Annotated in this window: 22 protein-coding genes; 15 read left to right on the forward strand and 7 right to left on the reverse strand. The window is 43.5% G+C overall.

From position 1 onward, the window contains the following. Positions 1-16 precede the first annotated feature (16 nt). The 11 genes from DXN04_RS25490 (at position 17) to DXN04_RS25540 (ending at position 10379) form a co-directional block, all read left to right on the forward strand. Positions 17-931 carry a PorP/SprF family type IX secretion system membrane protein gene (locus tag DXN04_RS25490; protein ID WP_116856231.1) on the forward strand — a complete coding sequence of 305 codons (915 nt, stop codon included), beginning with the start codon at positions 17-19 and terminating at the stop codon, positions 929-931. Between the two features lie 152 nt (positions 932-1083). Then, positions 1084-1479, forward strand: coding sequence for a type VI secretion system tube protein TssD (gene tssD, locus DXN04_RS25495; protein ID WP_116856232.1), 396 nt, complete (start codon positions 1084-1086; stop codon positions 1477-1479). A 15-nt stretch (positions 1480-1494) separates the two neighbouring features. Then, on the forward strand, positions 1495-2316 hold the full coding sequence (locus DXN04_RS25500; protein ID WP_116856233.1) for a hypothetical protein: 822 nt from the start codon (positions 1495-1497) through the stop codon (positions 2314-2316). A gap of 1 nt (position 2317) precedes the next feature. Continuing rightward, positions 2318-2857 carry a hypothetical protein gene (locus DXN04_RS25505; RefSeq protein WP_116856234.1) on the forward strand — a complete coding sequence of 180 codons (540 nt, stop codon included), beginning with the start codon at positions 2318-2320 and terminating at the stop codon, positions 2855-2857. Between the two features lie 31 nt (positions 2858-2888). Beyond that, positions 2889-3947, forward strand: coding sequence for a LacI family DNA-binding transcriptional regulator (locus DXN04_RS25510; protein WP_116856235.1), 1059 nt, complete (start codon positions 2889-2891; stop codon positions 3945-3947). 51 nt (positions 3948-3998) lie between these two features. Further along, positions 3999-5528 carry a beta-N-acetylhexosaminidase gene (locus DXN04_RS25515; RefSeq protein WP_116856236.1) on the forward strand — a complete coding sequence of 510 codons (1530 nt, stop codon included), beginning with the start codon at positions 3999-4001 and terminating at the stop codon, positions 5526-5528. After that, positions 5521-6702 carry an N-acetylglucosamine-6-phosphate deacetylase gene (gene nagA, locus DXN04_RS25520; RefSeq protein ID WP_116856237.1) on the forward strand — a complete coding sequence of 394 codons (1182 nt, stop codon included), beginning with the start codon at positions 5521-5523 and terminating at the stop codon, positions 6700-6702. Before DXN04_RS25515 ends, nagA begins: the two co-directional genes overlap by 8 nt. 2 nt (positions 6703-6704) lie before the next feature. Continuing rightward, positions 6705-7454, forward strand: coding sequence for a glucosamine-6-phosphate deaminase (locus DXN04_RS25525; RefSeq protein WP_116856238.1), 750 nt, complete (start codon positions 6705-6707; stop codon positions 7452-7454). Positions 7455-7630: 176 nt separating this feature from the next. Next, positions 7631-7873 carry a hypothetical protein gene (locus DXN04_RS25530; RefSeq protein WP_116856239.1) on the forward strand — a complete coding sequence of 81 codons (243 nt, stop codon included), beginning with the start codon at positions 7631-7633 and terminating at the stop codon, positions 7871-7873. A 2-nt stretch (positions 7874-7875) separates the two neighbouring features. Then, positions 7876-9993, forward strand: coding sequence for a hypothetical protein (locus tag DXN04_RS25535; protein ID WP_116856240.1), 2118 nt, complete (start codon positions 7876-7878; stop codon positions 9991-9993). 2 nt (positions 9994-9995) lie between these two features. After that, positions 9996-10379, forward strand: coding sequence for a hypothetical protein (locus tag DXN04_RS25540; RefSeq protein WP_116856241.1), 384 nt, complete (start codon positions 9996-9998; stop codon positions 10377-10379). A 2-nt stretch (positions 10380-10381) separates the two neighbouring features. Here DXN04_RS25540 and DXN04_RS25545 read toward each other — a convergent pair whose 3' ends face one another. Together DXN04_RS25545 and DXN04_RS25550 are read right to left on the reverse strand one after the other, a co-directional pair. Further along, positions 10382-10831: an organic hydroperoxide resistance protein gene (locus tag DXN04_RS25545; protein WP_116856242.1), complete on the reverse strand. Its 450-nt coding sequence runs from the start codon at positions 10829-10831 to the stop codon at positions 10382-10384. Between the two features lie 164 nt (positions 10832-10995). Then, complete coding sequence (locus DXN04_RS25550) at positions 10996-11367, reverse strand: hypothetical protein (RefSeq protein ID WP_147320061.1); 372 nt, start codon at positions 11365-11367, stop codon at positions 10996-10998. 203 nt (positions 11368-11570) lie between these two features. Here DXN04_RS25550 and DXN04_RS25555 point away from each other — a divergent pair, with 203 nt between their 5' ends. From DXN04_RS25555 to DXN04_RS25565, 3 genes are all read left to right on the forward strand, one after another. Then, the gene (locus DXN04_RS25555; protein ID WP_116856244.1) at positions 11571-12146 is read left to right on the forward strand and encodes an RNA polymerase sigma-70 factor; all 576 of its coding nucleotides are present in this window, start codon (positions 11571-11573) and stop codon (positions 12144-12146) included. A gap of 81 nt (positions 12147-12227) precedes the next feature. Continuing rightward, positions 12228-13244, forward strand: a complete 1017-nt coding sequence (locus DXN04_RS25560) for a FecR family protein (protein WP_158569142.1) — start codon at positions 12228-12230, stop codon at positions 13242-13244. A 13-nt stretch (positions 13245-13257) separates the two neighbouring features. Then, positions 13258-15945 (forward strand): outer membrane beta-barrel protein, encoded by a 2688-nt coding sequence (locus tag DXN04_RS25565; protein ID WP_116856246.1) that lies wholly within the window; start codon positions 13258-13260, stop codon positions 15943-15945. Between the two features lie 73 nt (positions 15946-16018). Here the strand turns inward: DXN04_RS25565 and DXN04_RS25570 are convergent, their stop codons facing one another. From DXN04_RS25570 to DXN04_RS34900, 5 genes are all read right to left on the reverse strand, one after another. Continuing rightward, positions 16019-16555 carry a hypothetical protein gene (locus DXN04_RS25570; RefSeq protein ID WP_116856247.1) on the reverse strand — a complete coding sequence of 179 codons (537 nt, stop codon included), beginning with the start codon at positions 16553-16555 and terminating at the stop codon, positions 16019-16021. A gap of 34 nt (positions 16556-16589) precedes the next feature. Then, positions 16590-19238: an outer membrane beta-barrel protein gene (locus DXN04_RS25575; RefSeq protein WP_116856248.1), complete on the reverse strand. Its 2649-nt coding sequence runs from the start codon at positions 19236-19238 to the stop codon at positions 16590-16592. A 71-nt stretch (positions 19239-19309) separates the two neighbouring features. Further along, positions 19310-19834, reverse strand: coding sequence for a hypothetical protein (locus DXN04_RS25580; RefSeq protein ID WP_116856249.1), 525 nt, complete (start codon positions 19832-19834; stop codon positions 19310-19312). Positions 19835-20004: 170 nt separating this feature from the next. Beyond that, positions 20005-20547, reverse strand: a complete 543-nt coding sequence (locus DXN04_RS25585) for a hypothetical protein (RefSeq protein WP_116856250.1) — start codon at positions 20545-20547, stop codon at positions 20005-20007. 293 nt (positions 20548-20840) lie between these two features. Continuing rightward, positions 20841-20984 (reverse strand): hypothetical protein, encoded by a 144-nt coding sequence (locus DXN04_RS34900; protein WP_158569143.1) that lies wholly within the window; start codon positions 20982-20984, stop codon positions 20841-20843. A 549-nt stretch (positions 20985-21533) separates the two neighbouring features. On the opposite strand from DXN04_RS34900, the gene DXN04_RS25590 reads away from it, so the two are divergent. Next, entirely contained in the window at positions 21534-21989 is a 456-nt protein-coding gene (locus tag DXN04_RS25590) for a hypothetical protein (protein ID WP_116856251.1), read from the forward strand. The last annotated feature ends 126 nt before the right edge of the window (positions 21990-22115 follow it).

A 22115-nucleotide genomic window follows, 5' to 3' on the forward strand; every position in this document is an offset into this window, starting at 1 on the left:
CATTAACATTTAGGTTATGAGCTTACAGAAATATATATGCTTATTCTTACTTGGAGGTCTTTGCATGGCCCATGAAAGTAAGGCACAGTCATTGGGTAATTCTCAATCATTGCTGGAGCCCTCCGGCACACAATATTTCCAGAACCAGTACCTGGCCAACCCGGCCATGGCTGGCCTGGAAGAGGGGCTACGCCTGAATGCAACCTATCGCCGTCAGTTGGGCGGCATCTCCGGATCCCCTGTCACCGCATTCGCTTCTGCCGATTACAAGGTGAATAGCAGGGTAGGAGTCGGTGCCCAGGTAATGAGTGATAAAGCAGGATTAATAAATCGCAGCCGAGTTGCGTTAACTTATGCATACCGCATTCCTTTAGGTCTGGAAGAGCAGCAGTTGCATTTCGGCTTATCGGCAGTATGGAATGTGCAACGCCTGGATGTAAAGGCAATGAATGGTGATGCCAATGATCCATCTATCGGTGCATTCAACCGCAGGGATAACTATTTTGAAGCAGAATTCGGGGTGGGGTATACGGACAGGCACCTGAATATACAGGCTGCTTTGCCTAACGTGCGTAACATGTTTACCGGGAATAACCTGGGTACTGATGGTGGTGGTATCTTCTTTACGGCAGTATCTTATAAATTCCTGCCGGAGACAGATGAAGTGACTTCCATTGAACCCAAGCTGGCATACAGGGGCGTGAAAGGGTATGATAATATCCTGGATGCAGGTGTGAATGTAAGTTTCCTGAACAATGTTGCGAATATTATGGGGATGTACCATAGTACTAAAAGCGTAACAATAGGAATGGGTGTGAATGCCTGGCAAACGGTAACGGTGCAGGCCATGTATACAACGCAAACGGGAGGGATAAAGACTTATGTAGACGGAGCGTTTGAAATAGGGGCGACCATAAGACTCTTTAAATAAATGGAAAAACCGGTTCTGAAAGGAACCGGTTTTTTTATATCAAGTGCTTAAAGTTTGAAAACCCGAAATATGAAATTATTCATTAAATTCGTACTCATTTAACCCATAATCAACCCTAAAACTCACCATATTAATTAAAAAACCTGTAGATTATGTCATTCAAGTCTGTATTGCAAATAGATGGCGAAGAAATCAATGTACTCAACTGCCACTTCTCATTTACCCAAAGCATAGATCATAATGGTAAACCAGCCGCCCGTCCGATCGGAGGTCTTGTCACTGTCACCCTTGAATCAGACGGCAGCACCGACCTGTTTGAATGGATGATCTCCAATACCAAAACAAAGAGTGGCAAGATCATATTCTACCGGCGCGATGCGCTCTCCAAGATGAAAGAACTGGCTTTTGAGGATGCCTACTGTATAGAATATCATGAAAGCTTTTCTTCAAGAGGTGAGCTGCCCATGGAGATTCAGCTTACCTTGTCCGCAAGACAGCTAAAACTGGGCGGGTCTACTTTCGACAACCCATGGCCTGCTACTGCATAATCTAAACTGTTACGTATGGCTAGATTTCAGCTGACAAGACTACTAGAAGTAGATGCACGCGGGGGACTTTCTCAGGAAAACATTACCAAACATCCGGACAAGGCTGCAAGCGCACATACACCTACCCGTGCAGGCAGATTCACAATACTCAGCGTGGAAAAACATGTAAGTGGAGGGCGATGGATCTTTTCTACCATTCCATGGGGTACTCCCATGAGGGTGGATAAAGATGCTGTATACATCAACCGGGGTGGAACATGGAAGAAACTGAGCGAACTGAACCCTCAATGGCTGGAGCCGTATAAAAAGAGCTATCCAAGGTCAGAATGGGAATTGCAGTTAAGAAAGACGATTCTGGATTATTATAAGGGCATGGCTTCCAGTTTTGGCAGTTCAACACCAGGCACCTGGGTCTTCAATGATTTCGGGCACATCTCCGTAAAATATTATCGTGACAATAATAACAACGGGGTCTACGAAAAGAATAAAGACGAACTCATGAGTGACTTTATTCATACTACGCCCCCGGATGAAGCCGCCACTGCATATAACACCAGGAATAAACTCCCGGACAATATTAGCCTGGCTTATTCTCATGGATGTATCCATATCAAGCCAAATGATATTGACCGGCTTATCAGTTTAGGATATGTGCGTAAAGGTATTATCATTCAGATTCACCCTTATGCCGCAGTCGTGAATGTGCCGGTATCTTTTACAAGTGATACAGCTAAAGGACCACATGAACTTCATTTTTTCCCAACTAAAAGTCCGAATATGAGCAGCCTGGATGGTGGTGGTAAACTGGCCGTGTACAGGGTCTCAAAATTAAGTTGATATGAAGCGTTTACTGATCATTATGAGCTGTGTATTGCTCATTGCCTGCGGTAGCAGCAATAGCAAAACTGCCAGCACGGAAAAAGCGCCGGTGGCTCCCTTAAGTCTTTCAGAAAAGGTATTTAAAATAGCAGAAGCACTTCCATTGTCAAAGGATAGTGCCACCAATTTCCTCACAGGTCTGTTCATTCCTGGAGATAGTATGAAAGTGACGATGGATGGAGATTTTAAGCACTTCACAGGTAAAGATTTTAGCCTGGTGATCTACAATCCTGATAGCAGTGTAGAAAGAGTGGAAATGTGGCCTGCTCATGGCACCAGTTTGAATATACCATTGAAAGAGCTGGAGGTAAAACTGGATAGTGCCTGGCAGGAATATAATATGCGGCTGGAAATAAAGGAACCTCCTCCTGGGGTGATGGGCTGGTATACAGATCAGCAGCACCGGAAAAAGAAAATAGAGGTGATGGGGCCCGTTATATCCGACCTGGCACAAAATCAGGAGATCAGGGAAATCAGGGTAGTGGCAAATGATTTCTAATAATTATACATTTGCTATATAAATCCCCTTGATGAAAAAACAGGAAAGTCCGGTAGGCGTAAAGGAAATTGCCCGCAGGGCAAACGTATCAATAGGTACAGTAGATCGTGTATTGAACAATAGAACAGGCGTATCTGCCAGCACGAAAGAAAAGATCCTGGAGATCATTAAAGAACTTGACTACCAGCCCAATGTCATTGCCCGCCGCCTGGCATCCAAGAAGGTATTGCGGATCGCTTCCCTGATCCCTTCATCGTCCAGGGAGACTGGTTACTGGGAGGCTCCCCTGAATGGAATCAAACAGGCTGCTGATGAGATCAGGGCATTTGGCGTAGTCGTAGACCATTATTTCTTTAACCAGAACGACAAGAAGACCTTTACCAAAAAGGCAAAAGAAATCCTGCGCACAGATTATGATGGTGTACTACTGGCTCCTATGTTTGAGCAGGAGGCACAGGCCTTTGTGGCAAAGTGTGCAGAAAAACAAATCCCTTACGTACTGATAAATTCTGATCTGAAGGATAGTGACAGGGTGTGCTATATAGGCCCGGATCTGCATAAAAGTGGATATCTCGCAGCTCATCTGACAAAGTATCTCCTTCCTCCCCAATCGGCTGTGCTGATCGTAAATATTTCCAGGGAAATGGATCAGCACCATCATCTGCTGGTAAAAGAAGAGGGATTCAGGGCTTATTTTAAAAATCATCACGCGGACGTAAATATCGTGAAGACGGATATACGGGAGCCGGACTATGAATCCATACAAGCGGAACTAAAGAAGCTTTTCCGTAAGCATCAGTTTGATGTAGTCTTCGTTTCCAATTCAAGGGTATTTACCGTGGCGAGATATTTCGAAGAGCAAAAGATCAGTGGTATTAAACTCATCGGTTATGACTTCCTTCCTGAAAATATAGCCTACCTGCAGAAAAATGTAATTGATTTCCTCATTTGCCAGAAACCACAGGAACAAGGGTATAAGGGTATTACCAGTCTTTACCAGCACCTGGTATTGCAAACGGCCATTGAAAAAGAGCAGTTTATGCCTATTGATATAATTACGGCCGAAAATTATCAGTATTACCGGAATTAATAGAGTTTTTTGTTAAATTCGTGTACGTACACGGAGTTTAACAAAAAGCGTATGAAAAGATACTTTTTCGCATTCCTTATTAGTCTGACCAGCATAACCTGTTATGCAAACGGGGACACCACATTTCAGGTCAGGGGCTTTCATCTGGATCTGAGGATCCAGGTAATGAAAATGCCGGCCTTAAAGGCATTTGCAAAGTCCTTGAGTGAAAACGGTATCAATACGCTCCTTGTAGAATGGGAGGCCACCTATCCTTTTCAGCAGCATAGTGTTATCTCCAATCAATATGCTTATACCCGTGAAGAAGTAAAATCTTTCATTGCCTACTGCAACCAGCTAAAAATAGATGTCATCCCCTTACAGCAAAGTTTTGGTCATGTAGAGTATATACTGCGGCATTCACGGTATGCGCAGTTAAGGGAGGATGATAAGGATTATTCCCAGGTAAACCCGACAAAGGAAAAAGAATGCAGCGCGCTGTTTGCAGACCTGTACAAAGACCTGATTGCAACACATACATCGCAATACATTCATATAGGAGGAGATGAGACCATGCTGCTGGGGCATTCTCTCGCATCCCGGAAGAAAGCAGATTCACTGGGCATGTCCAGGCTGTACGGCGATTATATCCGTATGCTTTGTGAGCTGGTGGTGAGCCTTGGCAAACGGCCTGTGGTATGGGCTGATATTGCCTTGAAGTATCCCGAAGCATTAAAGGACCTGCCCAAAGAAACGATTTTTCTCGACTGGAATTATGGCTGGGCGCTGGACCGCTTTGGGGACCATAAAAAGCTGCAGGAAAGTGGGTTTGAGATCTGGGGCGCGCCGGCTATCAGGAGTGGGCCGGATAATTATTTCTTAGCTTCCTGGAGAACGCATTTTAAAAATATAGAAACATTCATTCCCCAGGCGAGGGCATTGAACTATAAAGGGATCATTATGACTTCCTGGTCTACATCCGGGGTTTATTCCCCCGTCTTTGAATGTTATGCGGACCCGGTGGATCTGAAGGCAGTGAGAAGAGTGTATCCGCAAATCGGTTTTAACCTGCTTATCAACGCTTATTTTGAAGCATTGAAAACGAATAAAGCACTGGATACAAAAGCCTTTGTAAGGCAATATTGTCAGCGGAAGTACGGTTTTAATACAATACAAAGCGATGCTTTTCTACAGGCAATCAGTACGGCTCCCTATGAAGTGAAAGATGGGAAGGTCTCCGGTACCGACCTCAGTATCGGTGTACTCAGGGACAGCATCATGGCGGCTCAAAAGACCTTGTATAGCCTGTCATTGTCTACGAAGTCAAAGGAGTTCCAACATTACCTCTTAATGGCCGATATAAGGTCATTTTACGTCACTTGCAGGTGGATTGAAGCAGAAATGAATAAAACGGATTACTCGCCTGAAAAAAGGCTAAAATTGGCAAAGATGCTCGCTGATTTGCATCCTGAGAAACTGGATGCCCGTTTTATAGCGCTGAACCGGGATACCTATTACTTATCGGAGCTGCAAACAGAAAACGAAGTTCGGAATACACGTTACAATCATCTTGAAGCCATCCTAAAGAATAGAAATGATTAAGATCTACAATGGCAGGATCATTACGCCAACGGGCATACTTAATAATGGCACCCTGTTGATAGAGGGAAGCAGGATCCTGGAAGTAACTGAGAATAATATAGACGTGGAGCATGCGGTTGAGATAAATGCAGGGGGGCGATTTATTTCCCCTGGCTTTATCGATATGCATGTACACGGTGGAGGAGGACATGATTTTATGGATAATACCGTAGCCGCTTTTCTTGGCATAGCTAACACCCATGCGCAATATGGCACAACTGCACTGATGCCGACTACCCTGAGTTGTGAACATACGGACCTGATGGAGACACTGGCTGTTTATGAAAAAGCTGTTCCACTCAATACCATGGGGGCGCAGTTCATAGGCTTGCATATAGAAGGCCCCTATTTTTCCATGGAGCAAAAGGGTGCACAGGATCCCAGGTATATCCGCCATCCTGATCCGGACGAGTATAAGCAGATTTTATCCTCCTCAAAACATATTAAACGCTGGAGTGCAGCCCCGGAATTGCCGGGAGCCCTGGAGTTTGGTAAATACATGGCGGAGAATGGCGTATTGCCAGCCATCGCACATACCAGCGCCTTGTATGACGATGTACTGAAAGCAGTGGAAGTGGGGTATTCACACGTCACGCATTTTTATTCCTGCATGACAGGTGTCGTCAGGAATAATGGATACCGGTCTGCCGGGGTCATTGAAACGACCTACCTGCTCGACAACCTGACAGTAGAGATCATTGCAGATGGGAAGCACCTGCCTCCCGCACTTCTGCAACTCATCTGTAAAATAAAAGGTGTGGAAAACACGGCATTGATCACTGATGCGATGCGTGGTGCAGGGATGCCGGAAGGCCCAAGTGTGCTTGGTGCGCTAAAGAATGGAATGGAAGTAATCATAGAAGACAATGTAGCCAAACTACCGGATAGATCGGCTTTTGCGGGAAGTGTAGCCACTGCTGATGCACTGGTGAGAAATATGGTTACACTGGCGGGACTCCCCTTGTTCGATAGTGTAAGAATGATGTCAGAAGTGCCTGCCCGGATCTTACATCTTTCAGAGCATAAAGGGAGCATTGCCATGGGGAAGGATGCAGACCTTACCATATTTGATGATAATATAAATATTGAGGCAACAATGGTAAATGGGCGTTTCGTATTCAATAAGATCAGATAGTCATGTTAATAACTAATACCAATTTCCGGCATATCATTGCTGATTCAAGAGATGAGATGGGAAAGGCGGCGGCGGACATGTTCGCAGCAGAAGCTTTAAAACTGTTGCAATCAAAAGACTTTATCAATGTTATCTTTGCTGCGGCTCCTTCTCAGAATGAGTTTCTGCGATATCTGTGTAATACTGGCCTGGACTGGAAGCGGATCAATGCTTTTCATATGGATGAATACATAGGTTTGCCGGAAGATGCACCTCAGCGCTTTGGTAATTTTCTAAAGGCGCATTTATTTGATAAGCTCAGTTTTAATGAGATTCATTTTATGAATGGAAATGCAGCAGACCTTGAAGCAGAATGTTCACGTTATGCAGCCTTATTACAACAGCAGCCGGTAGATATTGTCTGCATGGGAATAGGGGAGAATGGCCACCTGGCATTCAATGATCCTCCTGTAGCCAATTTCAGGGACCCATACAAAGTTAAAATAGTAGAACTGGATGAAGCCTGTCGGGTGCAACAGGTGAATGACGGCTGCTTTGAAACAATAGAGCAGGTACCTTCACATGCAATTACACTTACGATACCTATGCTGCTGAGTGCTGATTACATCAGTTGCGTCGTACCAGGGCAAAGAAAAGCCCAGGCAGTATTCAATACACTTCACAAGGAAATGATCTCCGAATATCCTTCTACAATCTTACGAAGTCACAGGCATACAGTGCTTTTCACTGACAGGGAAAGCAGTAGCTGCTAATTCATTAAAGTCAGAATAGTGGATCCATGCCATCACGCAGATTCATTGCGTGTGCCAGGGTGTCCTTTGTATAAATAATTGTCAATGAGTTAAGTACTATTAAAAGGCCCCCCAAAATCAGTACATTCTTTCACTGAGCGGTCAGCGCCTGCTGATCGCTGTTAAACCCCCATATAATGGCAGACAATTTTATTGTCACCGGTACAATTACATTGACCGGTGATGGACTTACGTCCCAGTTCTCCTGGGCGCATGGATTAGGATATAATCCCACGAGCGCGGGTTATAGTATTGATCCCATTACCCCGGCGGCACAGGGTATTTATTCCAAGAGTGCCGATGCTACCAATTTTTATGTGAATTATGATGTGTGTCCTGTTGGAACACTCACTTTTAACACAATTGCAAAACAACTCTGATTATGGCATATAATGCACTGACAAAAACAGTTGATACAATCACAGAACTTAGAACACTTAAAGGTGTTGCTGGTACTGCTGCCCGGGTACAGACCCTGGGTGGTGCGGCTGCCGGTGATGGAAAGGGAGGATGGTATCTTTGGGACAATGCGTCTACAGCTACTGACGATGGCGTAAATAATATCAAGGTTACCGGAGTCACTACGGGCAGATATATCCGAATTGCAGATAATGGGGCCACATTGCATACAGACAATGCGATGATGCGCCTGGGTAATTTTGCTTACGATGCGCTGGATCCAAATAATGGCGAATATGTAAACTTTAAAAAGGAAACAGCGGTCGCAGATGGTACTCCTATTGTCGGAGGAATGCTTGAGAATGTGCTTCTGAAGCAGATGGCTGGTGAGTATTTTATGCGGGTGATACCTTTTGCTGTGAGCATTGAGTGGTTTGGTGGCAAAGGAGATTATGACGCACGGCATGATGTAGGAACTGCCAATGATGCTGCTTTTCAGCAGATGTTGAATACTATGGCCTACTATGAGCGATTCGTCTACGCATCCGAAAATATCAGGTGGTGGGGAAGTGCCTTTGTCGCCTACATTCCGAAAGGGAATTGGCTTTTTACCCAGAAGAAATTCACAATTCAGACTAATAATTACTATAGTGACGATAACCCGCATGTGGCTCACAGGGGAATCAAGATCATGGGTGATGGGAAATACCTGACAAATATTTTCTTTAAATGCCCGGAGTCAGGCAATGGCACTGATAACTACTGGTTCTATAACCAGAACAGTGTTCGCGACATGCTTTTTACAGGACTTAGATTTACAGGGGTAACAGGTACTGAACGCTTATATTCTTACTATTCAGAAGGCTCAGCATCCTCCCTGTCTTTCGTGGAATGTGCATTTGATGGCAATTTCAAAGTCGGTATTGATGTAACAGGAAATACCAACTGCTCTGAAAACAGGTTTACCCGTTGTTCATTTAAAAATTTCCAGGAGGGGCAGGTAGCAATCAATATCAATAACCTGCAGTCTGTAAACTGGGCATTTGATACCTGTGATGCAGAAGGTATAGCCGGGACCTTAATCAATGTGACAGCAGGTGGGGCTATTAACTGGACAAATGGATCTATTATTTCAACCGGTAATGGAACCATCCTGAAACTGACTGACACTACCGGCGCAGGAATAGGTGCCAACAACGGAACTTTTACATTTACCGGTGTTAAAACGGAGATAAGAGATAAGTCAAAATTTATTGATTGTAATGCAGTCGCAGGGATTATAACGCTGCAAAACTGTTTTATGGAAATTAATAATGCGGCCAGTGCATTGAAGAAAGCATGGGCTACCGATATTACTTATGCTGTTGGAGATGTAGTGTACATCGGTGGCACCAGGGGCAGGGCCTATACCGCCCTGGTAGCACATACCTCGGATGCAACAACCCAACCAGGTGTGGGCAGTGCCTGGACCACTTACTGGTCTCCTAACTACGAGATAGATATGACTACGGGTATCCTTAGAATAAATGGCGGTAAGTGCAGTGCGCAAATTGCTATGCGATACAAGACGAGCGATGTCATCACAGGTCAGGGGCCCAAATTGTTTGTAAATGGTACCTACATCGACCGGCAACCAGCGGACCTGGTTGATTTTGTCAACACAGACAATACTACGAATACGGCAAGTATCCCTAAAGCATCATTCGTCAACATGACATCAGGTACGGGTCTGAATGCACCTTATGATGTATCGCTGAATCACCGTGCCGGTTACAATCTGACTACTGTCAATCCAAAGACATTCATCTACCGTTTTAATGCCTATGCTACGGCCGGACTGCCTGGAGCAGGCTCCACAGGTAGTTTCCAGCTGCCAAGAGGTGCCACCATACTGGAAGCAGGAATTGTATCAGAAGCTGGGCTGCTTACGGCAACCTATACGATCAGCAACAGCGAAAAGACTTTCTTATCCGCTTCCGGCTTTGAAAGCATTGCTGCTGAAATAAAGCCTTATGTGATTGATACAGACGCAAAACGCAGCATATCAATTACCAGCAACGGCCTGGCTAAACAAGGATTCGTTTACATTATATACAATTAATCATGAGCGATTTAGCAAGTAAAATATTTGAAGACATAAGGGTAAAAAAACTCATCGGCAACTCAGGAACACCCACCGCTACTATTGGCAGTAGCTTTACAGGCACAGTTGCTGTATCCGGCAATGACATGGCGGGCACTGTAACAGTTACAATCACTGCGGCTACTTCATTTCCTACATTGGCACCCTATTTTCAATTAAACTTTAATACAGCTTATGCTACAGCCCCTGCTGTATTGTTCTGGCCGGCAAATGCCTCAGCGGCACTACTGAGTGGTATATACACCAAGCTACCGACTACAACCAGCGTACAGCTGGCATCAGCAAATGCCGGCACAGCACCCGCATCAGCTACCTATGTCTGGCATTATCATGTAATACAATAATGTTAAATAGAAACATCGATACTTACATTGATATTCCCGCTTGTGGCTTTTGAATAAGGGCAGGTTTCATGTGCAGCCGCAACTATCTGCTTAGCCGCTTCTTCGCTAAAACCCGGCAGGTTGATTTGTAAATGTGCCAGCAGATGGAAGCCATTGTCCCCGGTAGTCAATGCAATATCTGTATCAATCGAAAGATCTGCCGGTAAAGTAAAGCCCATACTGGCAGCGTTGTGTTGCATGGCACCAATGAAACAGGCAGACCAACCTGCTGCGAGTAATTGTTCGGGGTTAGTGCCCGGACCTTTACTCCCCGGTGCTGTCAATGCTGTTTGTAACCGGCCATCATCGCTTTTCGCATAGCCTTCACGGCCACCGCTTACATGGACCCTGCCGGTGTATAATACTTTTTTAATAACAATTGGTGTTGAGGCAAATACGTTGATCTGTTGCATAATATTAAATTTTATGCCTCAAAAGTAGATGGGATCGTATCCAGGGGCAAGGCCGGGTATCCTGAGCCGGACATTTTAGATGCTAAAACCCGAAAAGAAGGAGTTGGATTATATCCGGCTCCTTCTTTGTCGTTGAAAAAGTGAATTGTGTCACCACAAATAATTTACCCGGGAATTTCTGTCGAAATCAAATGCCGTTGTATCAGCCTGCAACGTCTTTCCGGGGCATGCCCTCCAAACTCATTATATACAAAATACAGACCACCATCCTGACCGTAACGGTAAATATGACATCCGAAAAAAGGATACCAGGCCAGTGCAATAGGAGCATCAGCCTGCCAGTACTTGTCTCTATAAGGCATGTTCGACGTGGGCCCTCCTTCATTATCAAATTTTCCTATCAATACAAGTTGTTCCTCGTCTGCTTTTTCCAGTTCGGCCCATCCGAGATATTTAGAATAAATCGGGTCGTTATACTTAACAATTTCCTCGTCAGGTATCAGGTACATCAATTGGTTCCGGTTTATTTTGCTCATCTTAGGGATCATATTCGCAAAGCTAATAATTGTAGCAGGTTTTTATCGAAAATTGAAGGGTGGTATACAAACTTCTCGTTTTATTGCTAACTTACTGCCCAGTAACCCGAATGAGACCGTAAATAACTATTAAATGACCTGTTTAATGGAATATTTGTTTGTTGTCAATATTGTAGCTGTCATTTAATCAAATTGCAGGATTAATGCTTAAACCAGAAGAATCCTTATTGGAACTATTCCACGACATTGGCTCAGGCAAGGAAACGGCCTTCAATGAGCTATTCATGGTATATTATGAAAAGCTGGTCCTGTTTGCAAAGTATTACGTTAAACAAAACGAAAGTGCGGAAGAGCTTGTTTCTGCTTTTTTTGTCAGGTTATGGCTTAAAAGAGAACAGTTAACAGCCGTCTCCAATCCAGCCGGGTTTTTATACAACGGAGTCAAAAATGCCGCTTTAAATCATCTGAGAGATCAGCAAAAACACAATATAGTGATCGGAGAACAGGAAGCGGGAGAATTGTTTCAGTTTACCGAAGAGGGCATTGCCTCCGAATTAGTTGATCAAAAAGAATTACAGCAACAGCTCAGCATGGCTATTGCATCCTTGCCCGAACAGCGTCAGCTCATCTTCCGCCTCGTCAGGGAGGACGGCCTTAAATGTAAAGAAGTCGCCATATTACTGGAACTATCCGTCAGAACCGTTGAAAATCAGGTGTACCAGGCTGTTAAATCCCTGGCCGAAACCATGAAATCCTACCTGGGTTATCTTCCCAAATAATTATTTTAAAAAAATAGAGGTATTCGATAAGTAGTTGACCTTTTTTCAGTGTCATTATTAATGAGCTGTAAACAATTACTTATGGACCGCGATCATTTTATTGCACTTTACACAAAGAAACTGACAGGTGACCTCTCAGCAGCGGAGCAGGCGGAATTACGACAGGTAATGGCTGACAACGAGGAACTGAGGCTTCTGGCCATAGAGCTGGACAACTTTCAACCTGCAACAGCTGCTACTCCCCATGTGAAACACCGCTTAAATGAGGTTTGGGCTGAAATCAGGTTACAGGAGCAAGAGGCAGCGGCACCTGCAGTCAAACCACTGAAACGTATTGGTTACCTGTGGCAGAAAATAGCAGCGGGCTTGCTATTGATGCTGACAGTCGGCGCTGGCTTATTTTATAAGTTTCGGCAGACCGATAAACCAGTTACCTATACTACCCTGTCAGCCAGTGGTGAGAAGATTTTCCAGGTCTTACCTGATGGTACAAAAGTCTGGTTAAACCGATCCTCCCAGATCCGGTATAGTGAAAACTTTGGTACCAAAGAAAGAGAAATCTTCCTCAACGGGGAAGCCTTCTTTGATGTTGCCGCCAATGCAGCAGTACCCATGCTGATCCATGCGCGGAATATTGATGTACAGGTATTGGGCACAGCCTTCAATATTGATGCCTACGAAAGCAATAAGCATATAGAAGTAACCCTGGTAAACGGAAGGGTAGAGGTGGTAAGTCATGAACAACAGGAACGCAAAATTCTGCTGAACAAAAGTAAGAAGCTCATCATCCCCGTGGAGCCGGCTACTGTTACCCTGGCACAAACCGACTGGAAAGTAACAGCTCTGAAAGACCTCAGGACCAGTGACATCAAGTGGGCCAGCGATACCTTAGTATTCCGGAAGCAGCCTATGATAGATCTTTCCGCCCAGCTGGAACTGAAATATGGTGTCCGGATCGTTATCCACAACCCTCATCTGAAAACTGTCCGTTTCAGTGGAACCCTGGCCGATGCCAGTCTGCAGGATGCACTCGAAGCCCTGAAGTTGTCTAACCCATTTACATACACCATAGAGAATAACATAGTTAATATCCATTAAAAAGATAACGATCATGAAGATCCTAAAGTCCTCACTTTTTGCCCTGTTTTTGTTTACCTGCAGTATTGGTACTGCCCAAAGTAGAAAGGTTTCTATTTCAGTCAATGATCAGCCCCTTAAGACAGTATTGGCCACTATACAACAACAGAGTCGTTATAATATTATTTATAGTGATGATGTGGTGCAGGATGGTATAAAGGTGACTATTAAAGTAGCCGATGCACCTGTCAGCGAAGTTCTTCGTCAGTTGCTGAAACCCCATCATCTGACTTATAAACAATCTACGGAAGATATGATCGTGATCTTTAAAGATACCCTTGCCGTAAGTGGTCACCAGATCAGTGGAAGTGTTACAGATCAGCAGGGGAACCCTATGGTTGCAGCTGGTATCATCCTCCAGTTGAAATCAGATAGTTCTGTAGTGAAAACTGCACTATCCGACGATAAGGGTGAATTTGTATTATCAGATATCAAAGAGGGCCAGTATTATTTGCAGGCCACCTATGTGACATTTGTCCCTTTTGTAAAAGAGGTGGCTGTGAATAACGGGGACCAGGCCGTTGGAAGGATTACATTGGTGTCAGGTGATAAGGTCCTGAAATCAGTAGAAGTGGTTGGCAAAAAGGCCTTTATTGAACAACAGATTGACCGTGTGGTAGTGAACGTACACAGCCTGGTATCTAATGAAGGAGCTAATGCATTGGAAGTGTTGGCAAAGTCACCCGGAGTAATCGTTGATGAAAACGGGAATATCACTTTTAAAGGGAAGTCAGGTGTGATGGTGCTGATCGATGATAAGCCTACATATCTGTCATCAGAAAACCTGGCCACTTATCTGAAATCCCTGCCTTCATCAGCGCTGGATAAGATAGAATTAATGTCTAATCCGCCGGCAAAGTACGATGCAGCCGGTAATGCCGGGCTGATTAATATACGCACCCGCACAACGAAAGTAACAGGTTTCAACGCGACTATTTCCGGTTCCGCAGGACAGGCAATTTATCCCCGGCATACAGAGAATATCAACCTCAATTACAGGATTAATAAAGTAAACCTCTTTGCAAATGCCGGTTATAACGAGCGAAAAGCTTACAGGATCCTGGATTTGCAGAGAAACTACTTCGATAGTGAAAGTAAACCTGAGTCTGCATTCAAGCAAAAGTCTTATTTCAGACCTGTAACAAAGAACCCAACTGTTAAAGCAGGAATGGATTTTTATGCTTCTCCTAAGACAACCATTGGTGTTGTCCTGAACTGGTCTGTAACTGACAAGAAGGAGAATAGTCCTGTCTACAGTTCCATGTATAACGGACAGGGTGTACTTGATAGTACGATTACTGCGGATAACAATACAAGCAGCAAATTTACCAATACTGGTGTGAACCTGAACTTTGGTCACAAGTTCGATTCTACCGGGAAGACGCTGACATTTGACTTTGACTATGTAGGATACCGGTCAAAGAAAAATCAGTCTTTTCTGAACAATACATATAATCCCGCTGGTGCTTTAATTACTACGGAGCACATTACCAACAGTCTTCCGGCTGATATCGATATCTATGCCGCCAAGAGTGATTATACACATCCACTGAAAAAGGGAGGAAAGGTAGAAGCTGGGGTGAAAGGCAGTTATGTGAATACCGACAATACAGCCCGTTATTTTAACGTGGTGGATAATAAGGAGACATTTGATGATAGCCGTAGCAACCGTTTTTTTTATAAAGAGAAAATAGCAGCAGCTTATCTGAATTTCAATAAAGATTACAAACGCTTTTCCCTCCAGCTTGGCCTGAGGGCGGAACACACAAATGTCAACGGTCATCAGACGGGCAACTCAGTGCAACCTGATTCGGCATTTACTCAGAATTATCTCAGTATCTTTCCAACCGCTTATGTGTCATACAAACTGGATTCTACTGGTAATCACAAGCTGAACGCATCTTATGGCCGTCGTATCGGGCGACCTTATTACCAGGATCTGAACCCGTTTATCAATATCATTGACAAGTTCACCTACTTTTCAGGTAATCCCTTTCTGAAACCGCAGTTCTCCAGTAATTACGAGTTGACCTATAGCTATAAAAGTATTTTCAATACTACTTTGTTATATAACTACAGCAGTAATATACAGACAGAAACGATTGAACAGGATGGTAATATTTTCATAAGCCGGGCCGGAAATATTGGAAAGAAGGAATATACCGGTATCACCGCTTTTTTATCTTTAAAACCTGCGAAGTGGTGGACGATGAATATTTATAATGAGGTGGTGTATGTGCATTATAAGGGCAACATTTATAGCAGTAGTCTTGACAGGGGAAAAACATACTGGTATGCCAGTCTTACTAACCAGTTTACATTTGGTAAGGGATGGTCAGCTGACCTGAGTGGGAATTATCAGACCAGCATCTTGAATGGTCAGTTCGTAAGTGTTCCTACCGGGCAGGTGGGCGCGGGGGTGCAAAAGAAAATATTAAAGGATAAGGCAACTGTTTATGTAAATGGCCGTGATATCTTCCATACATTCTCACCAAGTGGTAAGATAACGAACATTCCGGGGGCGACTTCAACTTATCATAATTACATGGATTCACAGGTTATTACCGTTGGTTTTACTTATAGTTTTGGTAAGGTGATTGCAAATCAGCAGAAACGAAAGACGGGTAGTGCGGAGAGTGAGGAGAACAGGGTGAAGAGATAGGTGCAAAATGCAATTTGGAACATGAAACTCTTTAAAAGAAAAAGGTTGCAGCCTAAAGCTGCAACCTTTTTCTTTAATCACCATAAGTCAGGAAGATCCTCACCGGAGTAGGATAACTTTGCCCGGAAGCAATCGGCAATGGCGCTGTATAGGTATATGCACCTGCAGGTACACTTACGGTTACAGTCTGCCCGTTTCCGACGGACACCGTAGGCCCGTAAAAGAAGGTTTCTGAGGTGCCGTTAGCTTTAGTAAACGCGAGGCCAATCCTCACTTTTTCAGTTGATCCATTGGCATTATAAATTGTAGCAGTGTAACCGGACAATACCTGGATGGTCATAGGCGTAAACAAGGTAGGGTCAGACCAATAGGCACCGTAAGAAAACTGGCCGGCAGGATTGGTGTAGTAACCACCCGGCGCATAATTGGTCCAGCTTTCCGTTACTCCCGGGGAGGTCGTCTGCGATGTTGTAATACCAATGTTGATCGTCTGGATCACAGAGTACGTTACAAAACCACTGGCTGATACAATGTAATACTTGTCTGGAGGGGCTGCTTTGGCAAACAGAGAGCAAACGCAAACCAACAACAAAATGATCGTTTTTTTCATGTGGAGGGATTTGGGTTAAAAATTGAAATTTTGGTTATTTGAAGTGTTTGAAATTAAACATCAGACTAAATAATAAGTAGCGCCCTCTTGTCCTGGTCCATGAATCGGATACATCAGTGGCGCTCACACTCCTGCTGGCACCAGATTGCTGATTCAACAAATCCACACAGGTTACACTCGCCTGCAATGCCTTGTTTTTTAAAAACCGGTAACGTATCACTGGTGATAATATCGGGAAATCCGGCTGATAATCTGGTGGCAAACTGCTATTGAAGTTGTAGTACCAGCTTACGCCGCTTTCCAGGTTCTTCCATGAATAGAGGCTTTTACCAGTGATGCCTGTCTGGAAATATTTTGTCCTTACTCCGCTACTGGTTGTCATGATATTATACCCCGGGCCAACACTTAGACTCACATCCCAGCCTTTCTGGTTATTGTAGGTACAGGTAAGATCACTATTGGTCGTGAATGTACGACTATCATTCCGTATCCCATTACTTAACACGGGAATTTTTGAATAGGCTGTAGCGCCTATCATATTAAAGGTCAGCTTTCCCTTGAGGGCTGACGTAGAATAATTGAGTGTAATGTTGGCACTTTGCGCGCCTTCCAGGTTCACCGGTTTGGATAGCTGACCGCCATTGTCGAGCAGGGTGGTAGACTGGGCAATACTGTGTTCAGTAATGCTGGCGCCCATGCTGATGGTAAAGAGTTGCATGCTGCCCGGTTTAACGGCGTTAAAGCTCATATTAAGGGTGTGGGTATATGGTTGCTTCAGATCAGGGTTGCCCTCCTGGATGAAGAGAGAATCGGATGTTACGGTCACCGGCTGTAATTGCTGTATGGAAATGGTCATCGGCCTGCCGTTATAACCCACCATCAACATTTTACCGTTTTTCGGGCTAATACTTACCATAGCCTGAGGTAACAGATTGATGAAGCTACGGGAAAACCGTGTATGTTCAGTCTTATTATCAGCCGTCAGCCAGTCGCCTTGCAGACCTGCTCCCAAAGTAATATTCAATTTACCTGCCTGTCCCCTGATGGAAGCCTGTGCTGTTCCGCTGTGATAGTTGCTGATGAAGTTATTGCTCTGGGTGGAATCCAGCTGATCATAGTGTCCGCTGGCATCATTGAATTTGTAAGTATTGTAAAGGTTATTGTCTTTGTTAAAGCCATAAGTACCCTGCGCCGTGAAATTATATTTCTCTCCCAATGGTTTAGTATACATTACATTAGAACCAACATTGAAGTTACCGCTCTTATTGTCGCTTAGCTGATGAATATTTTTGCTGTAGGCGCTGTATTCGGTTACGGTTTCATTCTGCGCGCTGCGCTTATTCTCTACATTGCGTATGTTGAGGTTTGCCATCAACATTTCTCCCATTTTTTTACCGGTATGGTTCAGCTGGAAATTTGAACTAATCATGGAATTGTTACTATTGGAATTACTTGTTCCGGATGACTGATAGATCTGTGCACCCGAGTTTGCATAGTGTTGAGTACTTTGTTGAATAGTCGTATTATCTGAATTTTGCACGTTCAACATTGGGATAATGCTAAAGGTGGTCCGGCTATTCGGGGTGAAATCTATCTTACCATTAAAAAGGTGGGAGCGCATTTTGTTCAGGCCCCTGGTGGACTGGTTTAGGGAAGTAGAGGAGTCACCAGGAAATATATTAAGGGTCTGGGACCTGGATTCAAGTTCGGTACGGGTGTCATTGGCCAGGTAGCTGCCATTAAATTTTAAGGTGGCATTGCGGCTGTCGCGGTAGTTAATGCCGCCATTCATTACCCGCCTGATACCATTGTTGGGTTGTACGGGATCGGTGCCCGTTTTCTCTTTGTCCACATTACCCGCATCTGCAACGACGGAAATTTGCTGACCGCCATTCATATGATTCAGGTCTCCAATGGCGTTGTAGGTACTACCGGTACCACCACCGGCACCAATTTTACCGAAGTTACCTTTTCTTTTATCTGCTTTTAAGACGATGTTCAGTGTTTTGTTGCCCGGAAAACCAGGTGGGGGAGGAGGACCGGGTATATTATTGTTATTCGTGTTGGTAGCATAAACCTGGATCTTTTTTACAATTTCTGCAGGCAGGTGTTCAAGTGCCATTGATGGTTCCCCTGAGAAGAAGGGTTCACCATCTACATAGATCTGGTCTACAGGCTGACCATTGATGGTAATAGTTCCATCGTTCCGGATTTGTATTCCCGGCAGCATTTTCAGTAGTTCTGCGAGTGCAGCATATGCTTTGGTCCTGAAGCGACTGGAATTGTATTCGAGGGTATCTTTCTTCATTACGATAGGTGGTTCCTGTATGACCACGGTGTCCAGTTCTTTTACCTGTATAAACATATAAATGGTGTCCATGTTTATCACCTTGTGATTAGCATCTATGGTAAAAGATTTCTTGATGGGCGCAAGGCCCTGAAAAGAGATATTTAAATGATACTGGCCAAAAGGGATATTATCAGCACTGAAGCCACCTGATTGATTAGAAAAGACGGATTGCCTGATAACATTATCTTTTGTAATAGTAATAAATGCGTCTTTGAGCTGTTGATGGGTAAGGGTATCAGACAGCTGGCCATATATTTTGCCGGTTTGTTGTGCGTGTACTGTAAAGGAGGCAAATAATATCAGGTAAACAAATAAGTGCTTAAAACAACTCATTCCAATGGAATTAGACAAGCATCCCTCATTCGGAAGGATGCCTGTAAAATTAAACTAATCTGCGACATAACCTAATTTGCTTCAAATAAGCCAAATGAGATCAGGATAGGCGTAGTACCTGATCTTGGATCATAGGTGTAAGTATAAGAGCTGGCGGGGAAATATACATTAGCAGTTCCGCCTTTTGGAATGCTGACAGTTTCAGAAGTGAAATAAGCTGAACCTCCTTTACCATTGTCATAATATATTGCCATAAGCACGTTTACAGCAGCAGCGGTGTTGTTGTTTTTTACGGTAATGTAGGAGGTAGTTGGGATTGAAATGGATGCAGGAGTAATGATGGTTGGAGTATTCCACCACGCACCATATGTGAACACACCAATCGGGCTTGTAAAAATTCCTGTATTAGTCCATGACTGAACAACGCCCGGTGAAATGGTTTGAGCGGTATTCACGCCAATATAGGCACTTGTAATGTTGCAATAACCGGTTTCGTTTCTGTAACATTCTACCCAATACTTCTGGTCCTGTGCTTTCGCATTCATGGTAGTCAGACCGCATATAGCAATCAGACAGGATAACAACAGTTTTTTCATGTGTTATATTTTTGAATTAAAAAAATGAGGGATAGGCATGGTAATTCCTGCACGGCAACTAATGCGTGGAAAAATGAGTTAACAGTACATAACAGGGAAAATGCTATGAGTGTTGTGGAAATGATACAAGCACCCTTCTTTGCGAAGGATGCTTGTGGCTATCTGAGTGATTAGTTAACCAGATATAATTGCAGTTGTACCAGTGTTGGAATTGCACCGTTTGCTGCACCCGGAGGTGTAGAGGTGTAAGTAAATGAATTGGCAGGGATGCTGATAGTTGAAGTAGCACCGGCAGCAACAGTTACCGCTGCTGATGTTGTTTCAATATTTTGTCCTGTGGTAGTTGCGATTTTTACAGAGATAGCAACTTTTTGAGAGGTAGTTCCCGTATTTTTAACAGTGGCAGTATATCCAGAGTTAATGTTAATAGAGAACGGGGTTAAGATAGTAGGTGTAACCCAATATGCACCATAACTGAAAACGCCTATCGGATAGGTGTAAGTACCACCTGGAGAAGTGTTGGTCCAGGATTGCGCAGCACCGCCTGGTGTGGTGGTTTGAGAGGTAGTAATACCAATGTTGGTACTTAGCCAGGTTACAGTCCCTACCTGGTAGCCAAGGGATTCCACGTAATAATAATTGCTTTGGGCTTTTGCATTCATAGTCACCAGGCCGCATATAGCGACGAGGAAGGTAAACAACAACTTTTTCATGTTTGTTTTTTATTTGGTTTAAAAAAATCTCGCGGATGTGCATAGTAAGTCCTCCACACGGATGATCGTGTGTAAAGACTGAGCTAACAGATTATTATTACTTTTTAATAATAAAGGCTTTGTGTACTTATAACGGTATTCACAGTCACGATGCTGCAAAGCGCAGCAAGGCAGTAAGTGATAGCTTTTTCATAGTCCCTCTGATTCGGTTAAAAAATTCCCTGATATGCATAGTAAGTCCACCACACGGATGATCGTGTGAAAAGACTGAGCTAACGAATTATTATTATGGCTTAATAATAACGGCTTTTAATACCTATAACGGCATAGATAGTCACCAGGCCGCCTGATGCGACAAGGTAATAAGCAATAATTTCTTCATTTTGTTCCTCTTTTGTTTTGAAAAAATGCTTTGCTGTGAATAGTAAGTCTGACACACACGACGATTGTGTGAAAAGACCGGGTTTACAAATTATTATTACTCTTTAATAATAACGGGATTCGATACCTGTGGTGGCATAAGTGGATCTGTATTTGCATGGTCCTTGCTTATGTAATTTTAGTATTCGCCTCCAATGGGTAACATTTAAATATTGGAGGAGATAAGGTATACGGTTTCCAAATTTCATGTCTAATTTACAACTAATAATTTACAACGCATCTTAATCTCAGTCAATTCCTGCGAATTATGTTTTTTTATCGTTGATAGAAAGAATTTCATCGTTAAATGTCACTTATCTTATTTGGTGTCTATTTAACACATAATAGAAGATTTTTCAAACCCAATTAATCAATGAGTTCGCATAAAGTGAAAATTTATAAGAGGGAAGGTTTAAGCACATTTGTTTGAATTTTATTATATCTACTGGAATAGCAATAGCTGTTGTCACACCTGAAAAACAATCTATTGGAAACTGTAACTTATTATCAGTTGAGCCGTTATACTCTTTATACATCTCCTTGTAACCTATATTAAGCATTTCAGTATGAAAACAACACTACTCTTATTCTTCCTGGCTGTCATCAGTTTGAGTCCTGCCTGCAAAAAGAACGAGGCGAATCCCTGTGAAGGTCTTGTAGGGGTACCCGCCCCTACAGCGGTTGTACTCGACTTCGTGGATAAAGAAACGGGGGAAAATATCCTCAAGACAAAAAAAATCAGTACCTCGGATATCACCATTACTCCTGAAGTGGGATTCCGGGTGGATTCAACTTCAGGAACTCTGGCCGTTTTCATCGAGCAGGGAAAGGCAGGGGCGTATAAATATGCGATTAAAATTCCGAGTGTGGGTACAACTACACTTGCATATATCAATGAGGAAGTAGTAACAGGTAATGCTTGCCATCCGACTAAAATCGTTGTAGGGGAACCTATAGTAGGAGATGATCCGTTTACAGTTGCAAAAGTGAGTACTAATTTTGTAGTTACAATCAAACATTAATGCTGGTTCTTTCATCACTTTCGTAGCCCAGGAAATTGACTGCAGACAACAAGGCGGAAAATTACTTTTAGAGTGCTTTTCTCAATTTGAATCGGGTCATTTAATAATAAGCTATGGCGCTGCTTA

The organism is Chitinophaga silvisoli, assembly GCF_003412465.1.
GTDB lineage: Bacteria > Bacteroidota > Bacteroidia > Chitinophagales > Chitinophagaceae > Chitinophaga > Chitinophaga silvisoli.